General features: G+C 39.3%; 14 protein-coding genes and 1 rRNA gene. 10 read left to right on the top strand and 5 right to left on the bottom strand.

The window, feature by feature from the left end; translation table 11 throughout:
* Positions 1-189: 189 nt before the first annotated feature.
* Together rrf and KKB09_00550 are read left to right on the top strand one after the other, a co-directional pair.
* Positions 190-304: ribosomal RNA gene (gene rrf, locus KKB09_00555) — 5S ribosomal RNA — on the top strand.
* A gap of 150 nt (positions 305-454) precedes the next feature.
* A complete protein-coding gene (locus KKB09_00550) occupies positions 455-721 on the top strand; it encodes a hypothetical protein (GenBank protein ID MBU4299687.1) in 267 nt (88 codons plus the stop codon).
* Between the two features lie 93 nt (positions 722-814).
* Here KKB09_00550 and KKB09_00545 read toward each other — a convergent pair whose 3' ends face one another.
* Positions 815-979, bottom strand: coding sequence for a DNA-directed RNA polymerase (locus KKB09_00545; protein MBU4299686.1), 165 nt, complete (start codon positions 977-979; stop codon positions 815-817).
* Between the two features lie 225 nt (positions 980-1204).
* On the opposite strand from KKB09_00545, the gene KKB09_00540 reads away from it, so the two are divergent.
* The 3 genes from KKB09_00540 to KKB09_00530 all read left to right on the top strand — a co-directional run bounded on the left by KKB09_00540 (position 1205) and on the right by KKB09_00530 (position 3437).
* The gene (locus KKB09_00540) at positions 1205-1507 is read left to right on the top strand and encodes a hypothetical protein (protein MBU4299685.1); all 303 of its coding nucleotides are present in this window, start codon (positions 1205-1207) and stop codon (positions 1505-1507) included.
* An 85-nt stretch (positions 1508-1592) separates the two neighbouring features.
* Positions 1593-2054: a GNAT family N-acetyltransferase gene (locus KKB09_00535; GenBank protein MBU4299684.1), complete on the top strand. Its 462-nt coding sequence runs from the start codon at positions 1593-1595 to the stop codon at positions 2052-2054.
* 702 nt (positions 2055-2756) lie between these two features.
* Positions 2757-3437 (top strand): hypothetical protein, encoded by a 681-nt coding sequence (locus KKB09_00530; GenBank protein ID MBU4299683.1) that lies wholly within the window; start codon positions 2757-2759, stop codon positions 3435-3437.
* Between the two features lie 600 nt (positions 3438-4037).
* Here KKB09_00530 and KKB09_00525 read toward each other — a convergent pair.
* A complete protein-coding gene (locus tag KKB09_00525) occupies positions 4038-5102 on the bottom strand; it encodes a DUF373 family protein (GenBank protein MBU4299682.1) in 1065 nt (354 codons plus the stop codon).
* A gap of 468 nt (positions 5103-5570) precedes the next feature.
* Between KKB09_00525 and KKB09_00520 the strand changes: the two genes are divergently transcribed.
* Positions 5571-8129: an S-layer protein gene (locus KKB09_00520; protein ID MBU4299681.1), complete on the top strand. Its 2559-nt coding sequence runs from the start codon at positions 5571-5573 to the stop codon at positions 8127-8129.
* Positions 8130-8437: 308 nt separating this feature from the next.
* Positions 8438-8854 carry a hypothetical protein gene (locus tag KKB09_00515; GenBank protein ID MBU4299680.1) on the top strand — a complete coding sequence of 139 codons (417 nt, stop codon included), beginning with the start codon at positions 8438-8440 and terminating at the stop codon, positions 8852-8854.
* 3 nt (positions 8855-8857) lie between these two features.
* Here KKB09_00515 and KKB09_00510 read toward each other — a convergent pair whose 3' ends face one another.
* Entirely contained in the window at positions 8858-9823 is a 966-nt protein-coding gene (locus tag KKB09_00510; protein MBU4299679.1) for a hypothetical protein, read from the bottom strand.
* 41 nt (positions 9824-9864) lie between these two features.
* Positions 9865-10311 carry a hypothetical protein gene (locus KKB09_00505; protein ID MBU4299678.1) on the bottom strand — a complete coding sequence of 149 codons (447 nt, stop codon included), beginning with the start codon at positions 10309-10311 and terminating at the stop codon, positions 9865-9867.
* Positions 10312-10545: 234 nt separating this feature from the next.
* On the opposite strand from KKB09_00505, the gene KKB09_00500 reads away from it, so the two are divergent.
* Genes KKB09_00500 through KKB09_00490 form a run of 3 tightly spaced genes read left to right on the top strand, consistent with a single transcriptional unit; the run spans position 10546 to position 14858 of the window.
* Positions 10546-12360: a hypothetical protein gene (locus KKB09_00500; protein MBU4299677.1), complete on the top strand. Its 1815-nt coding sequence runs from the start codon at positions 10546-10548 to the stop codon at positions 12358-12360.
* A 20-nt stretch (positions 12361-12380) separates the two neighbouring features.
* Positions 12381-14627 carry a hypothetical protein gene (locus tag KKB09_00495; protein MBU4299676.1) on the top strand — a complete coding sequence of 749 codons (2247 nt, stop codon included), beginning with the start codon at positions 12381-12383 and terminating at the stop codon, positions 14625-14627.
* A gap of 18 nt (positions 14628-14645) precedes the next feature.
* Entirely contained in the window at positions 14646-14858 is a 213-nt protein-coding gene (locus tag KKB09_00490) for a hypothetical protein (protein ID MBU4299675.1), read from the top strand.
* A gap of 20 nt (positions 14859-14878) precedes the next feature.
* Here KKB09_00490 and KKB09_00485 read toward each other — a convergent pair whose 3' ends face one another.
* Positions 14879-15610: a ribosome assembly factor SBDS gene (locus KKB09_00485; protein MBU4299674.1), complete on the bottom strand. Its 732-nt coding sequence runs from the start codon at positions 15608-15610 to the stop codon at positions 14879-14881.
* Between the last annotated feature and the right edge of the window lie 501 nt (positions 15611-16111).

The following is a 16111-nucleotide window of genomic DNA, read 5'->3' as shown; positions in this document are numbered from 1 at the left end:
CACAGTTACTTTCTGCGAAAATGAAATATCTGCGTTTTTTATGGCACGTTTGTCTTTCTGCCTTATGATCCAACGAATCTTCTCGTTATTCAGCTTTTTCATGTATTCTATAATGGGGTGGAAATTAATTCGGGATAATACACGCGAGAAGAAGAATAACTTTATAAACCTTTGAGATAATTAAATGGTGCTGGCGGTCATAGCGGGGGGGAAACACCCGATCCCATTCCGAACTCGGAAGTTAAGACCTCCAACGATGCGGCTTGTACTGCCCCAGGGTGGGAAGGTCGCGGCGCTGCCAGTATTTATGTCCATTCGCCAATTGTTTTGGGACATAAAGCCTTGAGCGTAAGCGAAATGATTTTTATCCATTCACAAGCTTCTTTGGGATAAAAAGCCTTAAGTGAAACGAAAGGCTCTATTTCATCATTCTTAAATCGTATTGGTAATCTATATGTCATCCACAAAACACTTCACTTCTGAAGAAGCGAAAAAAATCGGCGAAATATTGGGACTGAAATGGGACAAATTCGATGTCGAGCAGTTTCGCATAGGTCTTGATGTCGAGCTTGAACATGGCCTTATAAGCCCTGCAACAAATGTCACAAACGATGATCCAATAATGACTGGAAAGATAGCACTTGCACATCTGAATGAGTTCCCGGACTATTACACGCGCTTGGCAAAAATGGAAAAAGAAGCGGATGTGTTTTGGGAATAGAATTAAAATAAATAAATCAGAAAAATAAAAACCGCGGATTCAAAAAAAATCCGCGTTTAATTTAATAAAGTCTACTTAGAAATATCATCTAATCTAGAACTTCTTATGTTTTTGATAACAGTCCCTGCAATAAACTGGTCTGCCCTCTGCTGGTTTGAAAGGAACTTCTGTTTCTTTACCACAGTCAGCGCAGGTTGCTTTATGCATTTCCCTTGGTGCTCCAAAATCTCTAGGACCTCCTCTGTTTCCGAATGCCATGTATTCACCTCATATTACGATAGTTATACGAGGCACTTGCTTTCACTCTAAATCACTCTAAAGTTAGAAGCAGACTCCTCTATATACTGTCTTTTAGTTGGACATTCAGATTTATAAAGACATAAAACGCGAAATAACGCATTTCTTAAGAAGTATTAACTCTCACATTCTATGCTCGAAGTTATTGACAACTTCTTTAAAAATATTTGCAAACACAGAAAATATATGAACGACTATAATCCTGTAATGCTTGATAATTCAAAATACGGTCTTTTAGGACAATATGCTGAATCTCTAGAAGAGTTAATGAATGGCGAAATACCTATCGTATTTGAGAACAAAGCGGATATGCTCAGAGCCGCACTTCCTTATTTTCCTGAAGATGAGCACCCAGAAATAGAAGAAATACTTGATGCAGGAATGACTCAAATTAAATATCTGCGCGCAAAACAGATAGTGGATGGTACAAAAGACGATGAGGAAAACAGACTAAAAATAATAGGAATATTTCTTAAAGAACACGAATAAAAAGTACATATAATAGTTGTTATACGCACTTTATGAGGAAATGTACTCGAAAATTTCTATTTAAGCCGCGAAAACCATTAAAAATATGGCAATTAGTATATCTCCGGCAACCCAAAATGATAAAATAGCCATAATAGAGTACCTGAAGCATTACGGCGCGCCAAAAATAGCAGAAAAACGGGCAGAATGCTACATAATGCATAATCATACACTACTTGCAAAAGAAGGCAACAAGATTGTCGGCATGCTGCAATGGCTGATAAAAGAAGATCCGCGCGCCGGAGTTGCCGAATTCGAGGAAGTTTCTGTTCGCCAAGAATATCGAAATAAAGGAATCTGCTCGCAGCTGCTGAAATTTGCAATACGGCGGGTTGCGGAAGAATTCAAGAAAATCAAAGTCGCGCCGCGAAAAATATTTCTTTTTGTCTCGAAAAACAATGCCGATGCGCGCGGATTATACGAAAAGCACGGCTTTAAGTGCATTTGCGAAACCGGATGTTTGTTTTCTGATAAGGATGTTGAATTGTTGTATGCGCGCAAAATGTGAGACTTAGTGATTTCATCCGGACTGCCACCGCGCCAAAAAACGCCTATTTTGACCTCATTCTCTTGATTTTCTCGATTTTTGGCATGTTTTTCTAAAAGAATATACCCCTCGGGCCGAAACGATGGAAAAAAGTAAATGCATCATCAATAATAAATTATTCATCATATAATAATCAAATAAATATATCTGTAACACTATTTTTTAAAATACATACGAATAAAGAAGTATTACTAAATATAGGATATAAAATATTTTTTAGAAACTATATTTTTTATAACTCTTGCGCTCAAATGTGAGAGTTAGAAAGTTTTACAAAAATTTGTGAGTTTTTGAAAAATAGGATTTTGAGCGCGAAAACAAAAAATTGAAAGAAATTCAGCGCAGAATGTGAGATTTGTGAGAGTTTGTGATGTTGAATGGCTGACAACCGGCTAAAAAGAGCATGCTTTAAGCGTAATTGAATTAATTTTGCGATTTTTGCCGTCTTTTTTCGAAAAATATGGGGTATGCGAACAAAATATGGTGAAAAACTAAAAAATGAAACAAAAACCGCTATTTTAGCCATAAAATCAACAAGAATGTGGCACGTTTGAATAAATGCAATCACAACGACTAAAATTTACATGATTAAATAGAAAATAAGAGAATCGTTAAATGCCGCAACAGAAAGATATATAATAAAGAGACGCTACAATCTATGATATGGGCCTTTTGGACTTTTTCTCAAGAAAAAATGCTCAAGACAATGATTCCGTAAAGCAGGATATCACAGAAATGAAAGCAAGCATCGCGAATCTAAGCGAAAAAGTGAGAGTTGGCGATAAAAACATAGAAACAATATACGATGCAATGGGTGAAATTCTAAGAGATGTTGAAATAAATTCAAGAAATATTACAACCATTTCAAAATCAGCAGCATCAAATACAGATCAAGGCTTGAATCAGGACATCCTGCTTTTGAAATCACAGCTTTCGACAATAGGTGCCGAAATACTTGAAACAAATAAGAAAATGAAAGAAATTATGCGCATCTCGCGCCTAGCAATACAAAATCATGATGCAATAAATGAAATAAAACGCCAGATGTTTTCGATTGAAAAAGAGGATCCAAAAAAAGAGCTTATAAATAGTGAAATCCGTAAAAATACCGAACTTTCTTCAAAAGAAAGCCTTGTTTTAAACGCACTATTGAACTCTGAAATACCGCTCACATACGAGGAAATTGCCACCCAGGTAAATATTTCTCCCATAACGGTAAAAGGCTATATTAATTCAATAAAAAAGGCAAATTCCGCGATCATTCTTGAAAACATAAAGGGTCGTGGACGAAAAGCATATTCTATAAAATCCGAATACCGAATCAAAGTCCTAAGCGGCAAATAATGGCGTACGACCCCATCTGAAAGAATTAGTTACGTTTTCTAAACGATTTTTATCAACCACTCAAAGTTAAACTCATTCAGAATATTTTTGAGCAACTTGTGTGTTTTTGTCTTGCGTCAAAAACATTTCAAACTGTCTTAAGTCGAAAAATAATCGATTAATCGATGGGCTTAATCGATTAATCGGCTTAATTGAAATTAATCGATAGCAATCGAAGGCATAAAAAACACATTCGAAATAAATTTTAATCGATTAATCGATTAAAATAATTGACAAAAAAATATAGACATTTGTTTTTTATGAAAACTTATTTGTGAAAAAGAAAGTATAATAAATTCTTAGAATCCGATTTTGAAGTATTTTATTACATAGTTACGGAAGATGTTAGTTACGGTTTGAAAACGTTTAATCACGACGGCAAATACTACTCAAAACACGGCTATTTGTGAGAGATATCTCTGAAAAGTGTCTATTGATTAAGAAATGGATAGTCAATACATTCAAGAGCATCCAAGAACATTAGTTAAGGGCTCTAAATAATGATAATGAATACATGCGCAGATTGAGTTATTACGTAATTATTCAAAAATAGGTAGTGTCTTACTTACGCTTTTTCTTAAACGAAACATAATGCTCCACTGCTGTTGAAATCACAACCATAGAGCCGGAGAGCATAGCCGCAGTAACGATCCCATCATATTCTGTGGCTAATCCCAGGCCAAAACGAGAGACTTCGAATACTATCCAAGCTCCTGAAAAAGCCAAGATTATGTATGTAATGTATCTAGGAAATGCCTCTTTTCCAACTCTTAACAAACGCCCAAAAAGGGCTAAGGATATTGATACGAACCATGCAAAAGAGGATTCTTTGGCAAAAACGAGCACCTTATCAAGAATTGAATACATAAGAGTTGCCTGTGAATACCCCATAAAAATCGCAACAATCCCTGCAGCAATTGCGGAAATATAAAGAAAAAACGCCCTTTTTTCTTGCAAAGATGCCGCCTTCGCTTCATTTATTGCGGTGTATATGTAGGTTTCAAGGAAAAACCCTTTTATGAATAAATACGCCCCGATAACGCCGAAAATCAACCGCCATGCGGGAGCGCCAAATATAGAATATAATAAAAGAGCAAACGCAGGAACTCCAAAGAAAATATGCGCAGTTTTACGGTCTGAAAGTGTGTCTTTTATGAAATCATTTATCATATAATATGTAGTTTCAAGCTGTTCGGACTGTTTCACAATGACTCTTTGAGTATATATTATATCGAGCTTTGATTTTAACGTTGGTATAACATGCTCATCTTCAGCGCCATCGGATATTAAAACAGCTTCTTTGAAAGAAAAGATTTTCAAAACCTCATCCAATTGTGCAAGTATCTTACGGTCCGAATCAATCCCGACATGTTCGTCGCCAATTAAGGTTGCAATCTCAGTCTTATTTTCGCTTTTTAAATCATCATAAACCTTTATCGCCTGAAAAACCGCGTTAACATCTGATTCAGAAGGGTCTTTTATTCCGAGCGCAACTGCGGCGTCTATATTTGCTTGCCTGCCAACAATCGGCCCTTTTATGCCTGCTTTTCTGCCAAAATCATCATCTCGATCAATACATATTACAAGAACGTCTTTATTTTTTGGTTTCTGTTTTTTATCAGACATATATTTAATATCGTATTTAAAGTTAATAAACAAATTTTTCTTACAAAATGAGACTGTTAAGAAAGTAGAGTTTTATAAACCCCTGTATTAAAAATGAAAGAAGTTTGCAGCAAAATTGTCTGAATTCAACCGCTTAATAAAAAGAAAATATTTAACTCCATTATCAAAAATAAGTTAAAAAAAAGACTTTGGAACAATAATAAACCATATTTACTGCTTATTAAATAAAAATAAACCATATTTAGTGACATAAACTCGTGCTGAAACAGTTGCACGATAGATATATATATATCCCCAAACATAGTAAAGGTGCAAGTTAAGGACCGATAGGTCTATGACTCGCAAAAAAGGGAGGTAAAACGAAGAGGTTGTTTATCTGAAACCCCTATGGTTTCAAGTTTTCAAAAATTTTGAAAACAAACAGCTCATGTTGAACCTCAAAACAAAGAAAAACTAAAGGTGTAAAAAATGCAACTAAAAATAAAACAAATAGGATCCACCCTAATGGGTGCGGTCATGACAGGAGCAACGCTTCTTGGCGGAGCTCTTGCAGCAGACATTTCGGACTTCCAGAAAATGGGTCCGAGTGACACAGTAGTCGTTGTAGGCGCTTCAGCAGCAACGGCAGACGTTGTTGGTGCAATAAACGTCGGAGCAACACTATACGGACATGGCGTAACAGCTACATCAGGCGCTGGTGCAGCAACCACAGTAGTTGATGGCGGAGTTGCTTTGTTCGACTCAACCAACCAACTATTGCTTAACAGCAAAATGAACGTGGCTAAAGACACAGTAACAGCAAATGAGCTTCCGGTTCTTCTGAAAAAATCAACATTCACAAATGAAGACGGAACAAACTACGATTACTCGCAGTCAATAGTGGTGGGCAGCTATCCATATGTGTTATTTGGACAGACCGCCTCGGGAACAGATCCTGTAATGCACATAAAGCTGTCAACATCTACAAGCAGTCCGATATACACATTAAAGGCAGACTTCACAAAAGCAGTTCCGTTCAATGCAACTGCATCAAAGGGCCAAAGCATAACTCTTTTCGGAATGCCATTCACAGTCGGCTCTGAAACAGATGGAGACACATTAGTCCTTTATAAATCCGCAAGCGACGTATCTGTCGGAAACGGAGAGCAGGCCACAGTAACTGTCGGAGCAACAGAATATACAATTACTGTAAGAGGATTTGACACCACAAACGACGCAGTAATATTAGAAATCGGCGGCGTAACCAACAGCGTGAAAGAAGGTGTTTCCAAAAAGATTGGCGGCGTAAGCGTATATGCAAAAACCGTATCTTCATGGGACAACGGAAACAAAGGACTTGCAGTTCTTCAAGTAGGTAGTGAAAAAATAACACTTGAAACTGGACAGGCAGTAACAACTGGTGACAGCGAAACTGCAATCGATGGAACATTGGTGACTGTTACTGGCGGTATCAGTGCACTAACCAGCCTTGAAATAAAAGTAGCTGCAAAAGACAGCGACAGTGATGAAATCATCTCGGGAAAAGAATTTGTCGATCCGTTCACAGGAACTATAAAAATATCTTACACGGGCGTTTCATCCGCTGTAAAAGCAGATAACCGCGACCAAATCAAACTAAGAAACAGCGGCGACTACAAAGGATACGTAACCTTCAAGGACGCTAACGGCAAAGACGCTACAGTGTACTTTGTAAGGGGCAGTGAAACTTCAGAAAACACATTCGCTCTGCAGGATGACACAGACAACAACAAAATCCTTCTTGTAGAAGGCGCCACAGCAGTAAAAAATGACACCCACAAGGAAACATTATTCCTTGCTCCTGGAGACTCCAGATACACCCACATGGTGAAAGTAAATAAAATATACAACACCACGTCAAAGGGTTATGTAGAGTTCACAGATGTGATTTCTGGTGCCACGTACACAACACAGGAAAGTTCAACTGGATTAGCAATAGGAACTGGAATTACTTTAACTGTTGACGGAAAAAACTATGTTGTAACACCAGTTAGTTCAACAAGCGTGAATGTAACCTATGCAGACTCAAAAACAGTTGTCTATCCAACAATAAGGCTGGCTAACGGCGAAGAGCTTGCAATAACTGCACCACTGTCGAGTCTGACTATTCCGAACAATACTGTAATAACATTGCCCACAGGAGATTACACATACCTAAATGAAACTGTTGGTCTTCAGAAAAATATAACTGCAGGAACAAATACGGCGGTGACATACACCTTAACTAGTGCTACGAATAGTGTGCTTACAGGCATCTCAATAAAAGACGTAACCACTCCGGCAATCCTCATTGTTGAGGAAAAAGACAAAGACTCTGCACAAAATGCAGTAGTTGTGTCTGTAAAGGACGGCAACGGTATTACATCAGGTAACTCCTATGTCGCATACAACGCACCGACAATGAATGGCTCATATAAGAGCTCTTCATCAGCAAGCGACAAGGTCACCGCATACCTCGACCTATACGGAACATACGCTGAATTGGACACAAGCTCTGACAACCACGCAATTGTGACTCTGTACTACCCTGACACACAGATGACATCCAACGTATACCTATTGGCTGCATCGGCAACAGCTCCGACAACAGCAGCAGGAACAGGAAACGTTGTATTGCCTTCGCTTGGAAGCGGAATATCAAAGCTCGACACAGAAATCTCCGCTGAAAGGACATCCAAAAACCTTATTTTGGTTGGCGGTCCTTACGCAAACGCACTTGTCAATGAACTTGCTGAACAAGGCAAGACTCCGACAAAGGCTGAGTGGAGCGCAAAACTGCAGGGCAAAGCAATCATCCAGGCAATTGGCGGCGCATTTGATCCTGCAAAAACAGCAATTGTTGTGGCAGGATGGACTGCAGACGACACAAGAATCGCAACCTTGAAACTCGCAACAGCTGATTTAAAGACATTCAAGGGAACAATACAACAGCAAATGGGCGGCGTGTGGTCAGCAGGAGCATATCCATTCCCGGTAGAAGCTCCGGTAACAACAAACTCGACCGACTAAATAAATTAAACTCTAAACGAGAGGGGGCCAAACCCCCTCTCTTTTTATTTTTTTAGCGCATCTAAAAAAAGCTTGCTGCTAAATTGCATGATTTTTTTCTAACAGATATTAACTATTTTTAACCCCTTCAGAATGCTGTTTACTCTCTGCAATTGTAGAAACTAATGAAAGTTCAACAAATTCTACTATTGATGCCGGGCTTAAGCTGCAGCCCATCTGAAAATATGTATCAGTCTCCAGCGTTAAAAAAATAAAACATCACTTTAAATATTTTCGTTGCGCGATAAACTCATTAAAAGGTGAAAAACATGCCATCTATACTTGGAATGAATATAAACAAAATATCTGCTGAGAAAAAAGATAGCTTCAATGCAACCGGGCTTGAGATAAAAACACAGCCCCAGATACTTGATGTAAAAGAAACAAAAATCAAGGGACTTGCAAATGAGGACATCATCATACTTTCAGTATCATTCAAAATGGCCTCGACATTCAGTCCGGATATGGGAAACATATCTATAGAAGGCGTCGTGCTCTACAGGCCGGATAACCAGGAAACGGTAATGAAAGAATGGAAAAAATCAAAATCAATGCCAATAAATGATGGCGCACTAATACTCAACCACATATTTGCAAGGATTTCTGTGGTAGGATTATATCTTGCAGATCTTCTCGCTCTACCACCAATCATAGCTTTGCCAAGAGTTGAGCCGAAAAAGCAATGAGCGCTATTTTGGCACAGAAGAAGCGCCGGACGTATCTGAAACAGACACCCCCTCAGCTTCTAGCTCAGGCCTCTTTTTGCTTGAAATTGTAATACGATTAGTCCTGCCAACCCTCACTTTCTCCACAAGCCCTCTTGCTTCAAGATCCATCAAAATGCGCGAAACCTTTGCCTTTGAAAAATTAGTTTCCTGGACTATTGTGTTCTGCTTGCACTTGCCTTTGCTCTGAAGAATTATGTCAAATACTTTTTTTTCATCATCTTTCAAAACAGATATAACAGCTCCTAGATTTGTCTTGCGATAAACCCAATATCTCCAAAGGACAACTGCAAAAGCAATTGCAAAAAATATGGCGAGATATTTTGAATAACTGCCGTAATAATTAACCACCTGGCCAATCTGCTCAAAAGTTGCAGTAAATGTGTATGTTTTTCCAAGTTCGGGAGAGTTCAAAACCCAAAAAAGCGTCATTCTGCGGCCGGTGCTTCCTACAGTCGCCTCTGGATATGGCTTGAAAACAGGATCCTGCACAAGGCCGGTTCCTTCAGGAAGCGTAAGAATCATTTCAAATCGCTTCATTGGCTCGCTGACGCCACCAACATATGAAAAAGTGTATGCATCCGCTGTCGTAACTACGAGATTAGTCGCATCAAACTCAAAAACTACAGTATAGTTAGCGGTTCTCTTTGAATTGGGCTTGCATGAGTAGGTTCCGCCATAAGGCTGCGATACAAAAGAACAATTAATAAGGCCTTCGGAATCCCTTGCGGAAAATCCCGTAATTTTGCCAAAAACAGTATATGGAAATTCTATAGATGTGAGCTCATTATAGGTAATTGAAGAAACAATATGCGCTTCGCTGGTGTCTTTAAGGTCTATTGTAGTCTTCTGAAGATCAATATATGATGCGCTGGCAACTGCCGGAAAAAGTAAAAATACCGTAATTAGAAAAAAAAGTGCTTTATTCATGCAACCACCGATCAATGTGTTTTTGAATACACGCAAGCCCATTATTTTCCGCTTATGAGCATTCCGCCGATTCCGGCAGCAGCGAATTTATGAATCATATCGGCAACTGTTGCAAGGGCGTTCTGCGCACTTCTCATATCTAAAGTTATTTTTGCCGGCGCCATTATTTCCACAGCAGTCGGCGCGTAAGTTACAACCATGTTCATAAGCGCTTCAAAATCCTTTGCGCAAACAATAATTTCCACTATCTGGCTCCAGGTTTCCGTTATTCCCTGAGCCTTGAGATGCTCCGCGGGTTCAACAAGGTCTATTGATGTGAAATTCTCATCAATGACCTTTATTGCAGCTTCTTTTTTCAGTTTTCCGATATGCTCTTTTAAAGCGCTTTCAGCAACTTCTTTTTTAACCGCGACCACTTCAAAAAGGAGCCATGTTTTTATCCAACCATTTTCAAGAAGCTTTTGTTCTTCTTCGCTTATCTTTACCATAAAAATCAAAAAATTGTCTTTTTAACGAAAATAAATCATTTTTTGCCACATTAAACAATTAAACGGCATAATTTTCCTTTTGGAACAATGGCAATAAGAACAGTGAAATATCTCACCGCCTACATAGTATACGCTTGTCGAAGTTTATAAATATTTGAAACATACATTTAAAAATCTTTATATCAAGTGTTACATTGCAGTTACGAATATTTAGCATTATTGCAAGGTGAATATATGTTTCAAAAAAAATCCAAAAATATATTCGTATCAATTATGTCAATACTATTCTTTCTAGTTTTACAAAGCCCGCCTGCAAGCGCAGCAGAATTCGTAATTGGACTATCCGATTTAACAACAAACCCTTCAACAATCTATGCAGGTAGCGGAATAACGATTAAAGCAGATTACTCTGTAAGCTCTACAAGCTCTGCAAAAGTCCGACTAGAGCTGCTTTTCGACGGAAACGTCGTTGACAGCATTACAGAATACCGCTCAACAGGAAATTACAATATCGAATTCACATACACGCCTTCAAGCTCGACAACAGGTGGCCGAAATATTGGAATCCGGGCTCGAATATATGATGGGACGATATTGAGGGATGAAGATTTAGTCACAAAAACAATCAATATAAATGCGCTTGGAAACGACCACGGGCTTGAAATTTCGTCAATCACGAGCAAAAAACTTACAAGCCCTTCTGAGAGATTTCCTGTTGATGTTGAGGTAAGAAATACTGGAGATTCTATAGAATACATAACCATTTCTGCAAAAATAGGAAGCCGAACATACACAAACCCAACATTCTCAATATATCCTGGAAAAAGCGAAAAAAAAACTATCTATGTATCTGCTCCGGATCAATCAGGAACCTATGAACTGCTAGTAAGGGCTTATAATACAGATATATCGGTTACGGGCAAAACCAGCATTGAGGTACAAACAACGTCCATATCGCTAACATTAAAGAAAACCTCTGCAAATGCAGGTGAATGGATTGATATTTATGGATACGCAACAAGAGGCCTTTATGCTTCTGAAAGCGTGGTAAGCCTTTATCTTGATAATACTTACTCAGGTACGCTTCAAACACGTGAAAACGGATATTATTCAACAAAAATAAAGTTCGATAATCCGGGAAGCCACCGCATAACTGTTATGTCTGGCAGCCTTACAACTAGCCAGATAGTTTATGTAAACGCGCAGCAAACATATCCTGGAACTCCAGCGGCACAGCCTGAACCACGGCAAATAGTAATTCCTGCCGGAAACTATAGCGCAATAATAATCATCACCGGTGAAAGCCAGTATGTAGTTTATCCCGAAGCGCCAAAAGAGCCGGAAGCTCCGATTAATGCAAGCAAAATCATAGAACCAAAAAAAGATAAATATGAAAATACCAGTTTTGTCAATATAGACATCAGCGCAAACGAGCTTGATGCAGTGCAGAATTCGGGAAATCTGCTCAAGATAACTATAACAAACCATCTTGGAAGACGCGAAGAGTTCTCGATCTCAACAGATTTTGACAAAGCCTGGACATACCTGCCAGGAACTGATGTTATTTTGAACGGCGATTCAAAGATTTTTGAAGCATATTTCACCCCTGACAAAACCGGAACATTCCCTGGAAATGTCTTTGTTTTTGAAAAAGACAGGATAATAAAAACAATCCCGATTTCGCTTTTTGTCGCGCCGCGAGTCGATGGAGAAATAAAAGAGCCTGGTGCAATTGGCTTTTCTCTGAATATGCAAAGCATTGTAATGCTTTCAGCAGCGCTGATTTTTGTGATTTTCGCGCTCGGATATGCGGGCTTAAAAAAACACAAAGCTCTTGAGCCAAAAATAATTCCGCCATCGCAAGATGTTTCGGAAATACTGCGGGCAATGGCGTCGCCGTTTTCGGAAAAAATAAAAAAGACTGATGGCGAAGAACAAAAAAAGGAAGAAAAAGATAACAACGGAACACATATAAAAGAAACAAAAAACGACAAACCGGCTAATAACGGCAATATTTTTTTCGTCCCAAGAGAAAAAGTAATAATGTGATAATCTAAAAGGTAATCTACATGAAAATTAAAAATGCAGCATTTGTTTCATTCGCCATTGTGATTGTGGCTTTTATGCCTGTTTTTGCAAGCGCAAGCGCTGGTATGGGCTTTACCCTTAACACTGCAGAGGCAAAACTCTGTTCGTGCTCTACAACGCAGATTACGGGAACGCTTACAAGCGGCGGATACGGCGCATATTCGCTGAAATCAGACAGCAGATGGGTGACTATTGCCCCGGACACGATATCGCTTGGCCCTGACGAAAGCACGCAAGTATATATTTATCTTACTACGGACTGCACATCGCCGCCAAAAGATTATCCGATTGAAATAACCGCGAGATCAGATGCCGGATTAAGCGAAACAAGGCAGATTGTCGCAACAGTATTGCCGTGCCACATTGTTGCTCTTGGCATATCGCCTTCCGCATCAAGCGCATGCCTTGAAGAAAGCGCGCATTTCTCATTAGACATAACAAACAACGGCAAGGCTGATGAGGATTTCATTATTTCTGCAAGCGAAGGCATTCTTGAAAGAGAAAAAATAACGCTTCTTCGCAATGAGACAAAGAAAGTAGGTCTGGAGGTTTCTGCAAACGACACGCAAAAAGACGTTACAGTTCTTGTCCGCTCGGCAGCCACTTATGCAGCCGATTCAAAAACAATCAAAGTGAATGGAATAAACTGCCATTCCGCATTTTTTGAAATTACGCCTAATGAAAAAACCGCCTGCCTTGGAGATTCTGCAAATTATTCCATCACCCTTAAAAACACCGGAACGCGAAAAGACGAATTCCAGATAAACTCTTCTTTTGGCGCACTTTCAGAAAAATACATCTCTCTTGAAGCAGGTGAATCAAAGCAAATCTCACTTTCTGCAAAATCAGGCGCTGCGGGAAATTATCCATTTTCAATAACTGCAATATCAAGGTATGTCAAAGCAGAAACCAGCGGTACATTTACGGCAGAACAATGCAGAGGCGTAGAAGCAATGGTTGCACCCGGCGAACAAACAATATGCAAGGGATTTCCCGTAAATTATTCTGTCCGCATAAAAAATATTGGTGTTCTTGATGATGCATATACAATTACAAGCAGCGTGGGAACACTTGAAAACGAAAAAATAACTGTCCCGAAAGGCGAATCAAAAATAGTGTCCCTTTCTATTCCTGCTAACGCGCTTAGTGATAGAAACGATATTATCATCAAAACAATATCCACAGGAGATTACGGCGTTACTTCGACAGGAAACGCAATATTAAACACAGAAAACTGCTTCAAGCTCAACGGAACTGCAAAAAGTATTGAGGAAAAAATATGTGCGGGAGAAAAAGCCACATTAGCTTTTGACATACAGAATACCGGAAAGCTTGAAGACGTATTTGAAATATTCGCAACATTTGGCAACGTTTCAAGAAACCGCGTCATATTGTCTCCGGAAGACAGAACAACCATATCAGTAACCGTTCCGACAGAATTCAATCAATATGGAAAGCGGAATCTTACTCTTTCGATAGCTTCGAAAAATACAAACCTAACACAAAATTTCGGAATTGAAATAGAGCCTGCAGAATCCTGCTACGGATTCGAACTATTTGCGAAAAAAGACATCCAATTCACAAACGACAGCATTGGAAAGCTTTTTGAAATAAATATAAACAATACCGGAAAGGGTAGCACCAACTTCAACGCAAAGCTTGAAGCTCCGCTATGGGCTTACATAAGCCCGAAAGAATTCGTGCTGCAAAAAGGAAAGAATGCGACAATATACGTATATGCTGCGCCATCATATGGCACAAAGGATGACGCATACCTCATGAAAATCACGATCAAAAATGATGCCGGATTCTCGAAAAACGAATTTGTCCAGCTCGTTTTGGGAAACGCGACACCGCTTGACTTAAGCAAGCTGAGAGGCGCACCTACAGGAGCTGTTGTAAAAACTACGGCTTCGCCAAAATCGCTTTATGTAATAGTGCTTGGAATAATCGTAATTGCGATAATCATTTTCGGCCCGAGGCTATTTGGTAAAAAGAAAGAAGAGGAAGAAGCTGAAATGAAGCCCGAATTTCCAGAAGATATTATAGGCGCTGACAAAACAGTTACTATGGAGATATCAGAGGAAAAAATAGAGGAAGAAAAAGAAGTTCCGGAAGAAGAAAAAGATAATGAAAAAACCGTGAAAAAAAAGAAGCCTGTGCCAGCAAAAAAAGTCAAGAAAAAGGCATCAAAAAAGGAATTTCAGGACATAGTAGACAATGTGTAATTCGGTGTCTCTTTTTCTTTGGGAAAGAAAAAGAGACAAATCATGACATTTTCAGCCATGCTGAAAAGCTTCGAGCAAAGCGAGATGACTTCGTGTCAAGCTTTTGAGGATTTTTCAGCAAAGCTGAAAAAGCCTAGAGTGAAACGAACGGATTCCAAACCTCAAAATCCGGGTAGAGAAAAAGAAACCAGCGACCTCGACTATGTTGATGACAAGAACAAAGGTGCATGAGATATCCGCACACCATCAAGTTAATGTTTAATCACTCTGCTCTCTGCATTGCCATGTGTTATTGCGTTGACCTGTGCGAACATTTTGTCCTGAAGGCCTGCAGGCACCTCAACCTCACAGAACCATTCACCACCAACCCATTTTTCGCGCAGGATTATCCCGAGCATTGCTATCACGCGCCTGCAATTTGAAGCATATTCCACACCAATTTTGAATGCAACATAGCGCTTTTCAAGCTTTATGGGCAAAAATGGCTGAAGCTGCCTGATAATATCTGCCATCTGCTCTTCTGCTTTCTTGAAAGGATCTATCCTTACGCTTGCCTGCTCCATCGCATTTTCAATTCTCTGCGGCGGATGCGGCAATTTTGTTTTTGGATCAATCGCTTGTGCACTGATAAACGCAACAATCTGACGCCGCTTCTTTTCAAGAAGCTCATGGCGCTGCTCAACTGTAATCTGTACTTCACCGTTATCTGCTATAATTTCTGCAATTTTCAAGAAGTCTGTTGTTCCGAAAACGCGCTGGAGCTCCTCATCAGGAATGCGCTCAACAACGCCTGTATTTTCAGCCATAAGCGCGCGCTCTTTTGTCCTGATTTTGCCGATGTCGCGGAATACTCCGTCGGAAATAAGCGCGTCTTTCAAATTCTGGAGCTTCCCCTCACGGCAATCAATATATTTTTCAGAATCAAGAAGTACCTCATACCTTTTGCCGTGCGAAAAATAGCGCGCGATGATTTCTTTGGACATGAAATACCTATAGGAATATGATAATTTAAATGCGTTAACAGCACCTATTTTCAAAGAATGAGTTTTTTTTTATGAGTGCTGTGTCTCGGATACTATTTGCCATACTTTTCGGGGGAAGCGCGTAGAATGCTCTCCATACCGTGAATCGCTTCGTTAATTTCAAAAGCCTTTAAAATAACGTTTTTAATAAATCTGGCTTGCTCTAATTCATCCTTAGGCAAAGATTCGGGTAAATTAACTAAAAGATGATTATGCACTGACGAGTAAATGTCTCTCATATATCCTGCTGTTTTTTCATCCTCGCCTGAAATTATCGCACGAAAATATAATTTATCAGCAGTTGAATATTTGCTCGGAACACCATGGAGTGAACCCCTATTTGTACACACTCAGTTAAGCTTCGCAATTATTTAAAACCGCCGCTTCAAACTCGTTGGGCGGCACATATCCTATGGATGAGTGCAGCCTTTTTGAGTTGTAAACTTCTTCGATAAATTGCTT

The organism is Nanoarchaeota archaeon (genome assembly GCA_018897155.1).
In the GTDB taxonomy this organism is placed as follows: domain Archaea; phylum EX4484-52; class EX4484-52; order EX4484-52; family LFW-46; genus LFW-46.
The sequence above is the reverse complement of the archived record's forward strand: the minus strand, read 5'-3'. Positions and strand labels throughout refer to the sequence as shown.

Bases quoted from the DNA above. Each gene is read 5' to 3' on its own strand.
- KKB09_00545 (MBU4299686.1), bottom strand. From the start codon at position 979: ATGGCATTCGGAAACAGAGGAGGTCCTAGAGATTTTGGAGCACCAAGG.
- KKB09_00520 (MBU4299681.1), top strand. From the start codon at position 5,571: ATGCAACTAAAAATAAAACAAATAGGATCCACCCTAATGGGTGCGGTC.
- KKB09_00525 (MBU4299682.1), bottom strand. From the start codon at position 5,102: ATGTCTGATAAAAAACAGAAACCAAAAAATAAAGACGTTCTTGTAATA.
- KKB09_00485 (MBU4299674.1), bottom strand. From the start codon at position 15,610: ATGTCCAAAGAAATCATCGCGCGCTATTTTTCGCACGGCAAAAGGTAT.
- KKB09_00510 (MBU4299679.1), bottom strand. From the start codon at position 9,823: ATGAATAAAGCACTTTTTTTTCTAATTACGGTATTTTTACTTTTTCCG.
- KKB09_00515 (MBU4299680.1), top strand. From the start codon at position 8,438: ATGCCATCTATACTTGGAATGAATATAAACAAAATATCTGCTGAGAAA.
- KKB09_00550 (MBU4299687.1), top strand. From the start codon at position 455: ATGTCATCCACAAAACACTTCACTTCTGAAGAAGCGAAAAAAATCGGC.
- KKB09_00505 (MBU4299678.1), bottom strand. From the start codon at position 10,311: ATGGTAAAGATAAGCGAAGAAGAACAAAAGCTTCTTGAAAATGGTTGG.
- KKB09_00540 (MBU4299685.1), top strand. From the start codon at position 1,205: ATGAACGACTATAATCCTGTAATGCTTGATAATTCAAAATACGGTCTT.
- KKB09_00495 (MBU4299676.1), top strand. From the start codon at position 12,381: ATGAAAATTAAAAATGCAGCATTTGTTTCATTCGCCATTGTGATTGTG.
- KKB09_00530 (MBU4299683.1), top strand. From the start codon at position 2,757: ATGGGCCTTTTGGACTTTTTCTCAAGAAAAAATGCTCAAGACAATGAT.
- KKB09_00535 (MBU4299684.1), top strand. From the start codon at position 1,593: ATGGCAATTAGTATATCTCCGGCAACCCAAAATGATAAAATAGCCATA.
- KKB09_00500 (MBU4299677.1), top strand. From the start codon at position 10,546: ATGTTTCAAAAAAAATCCAAAAATATATTCGTATCAATTATGTCAATA.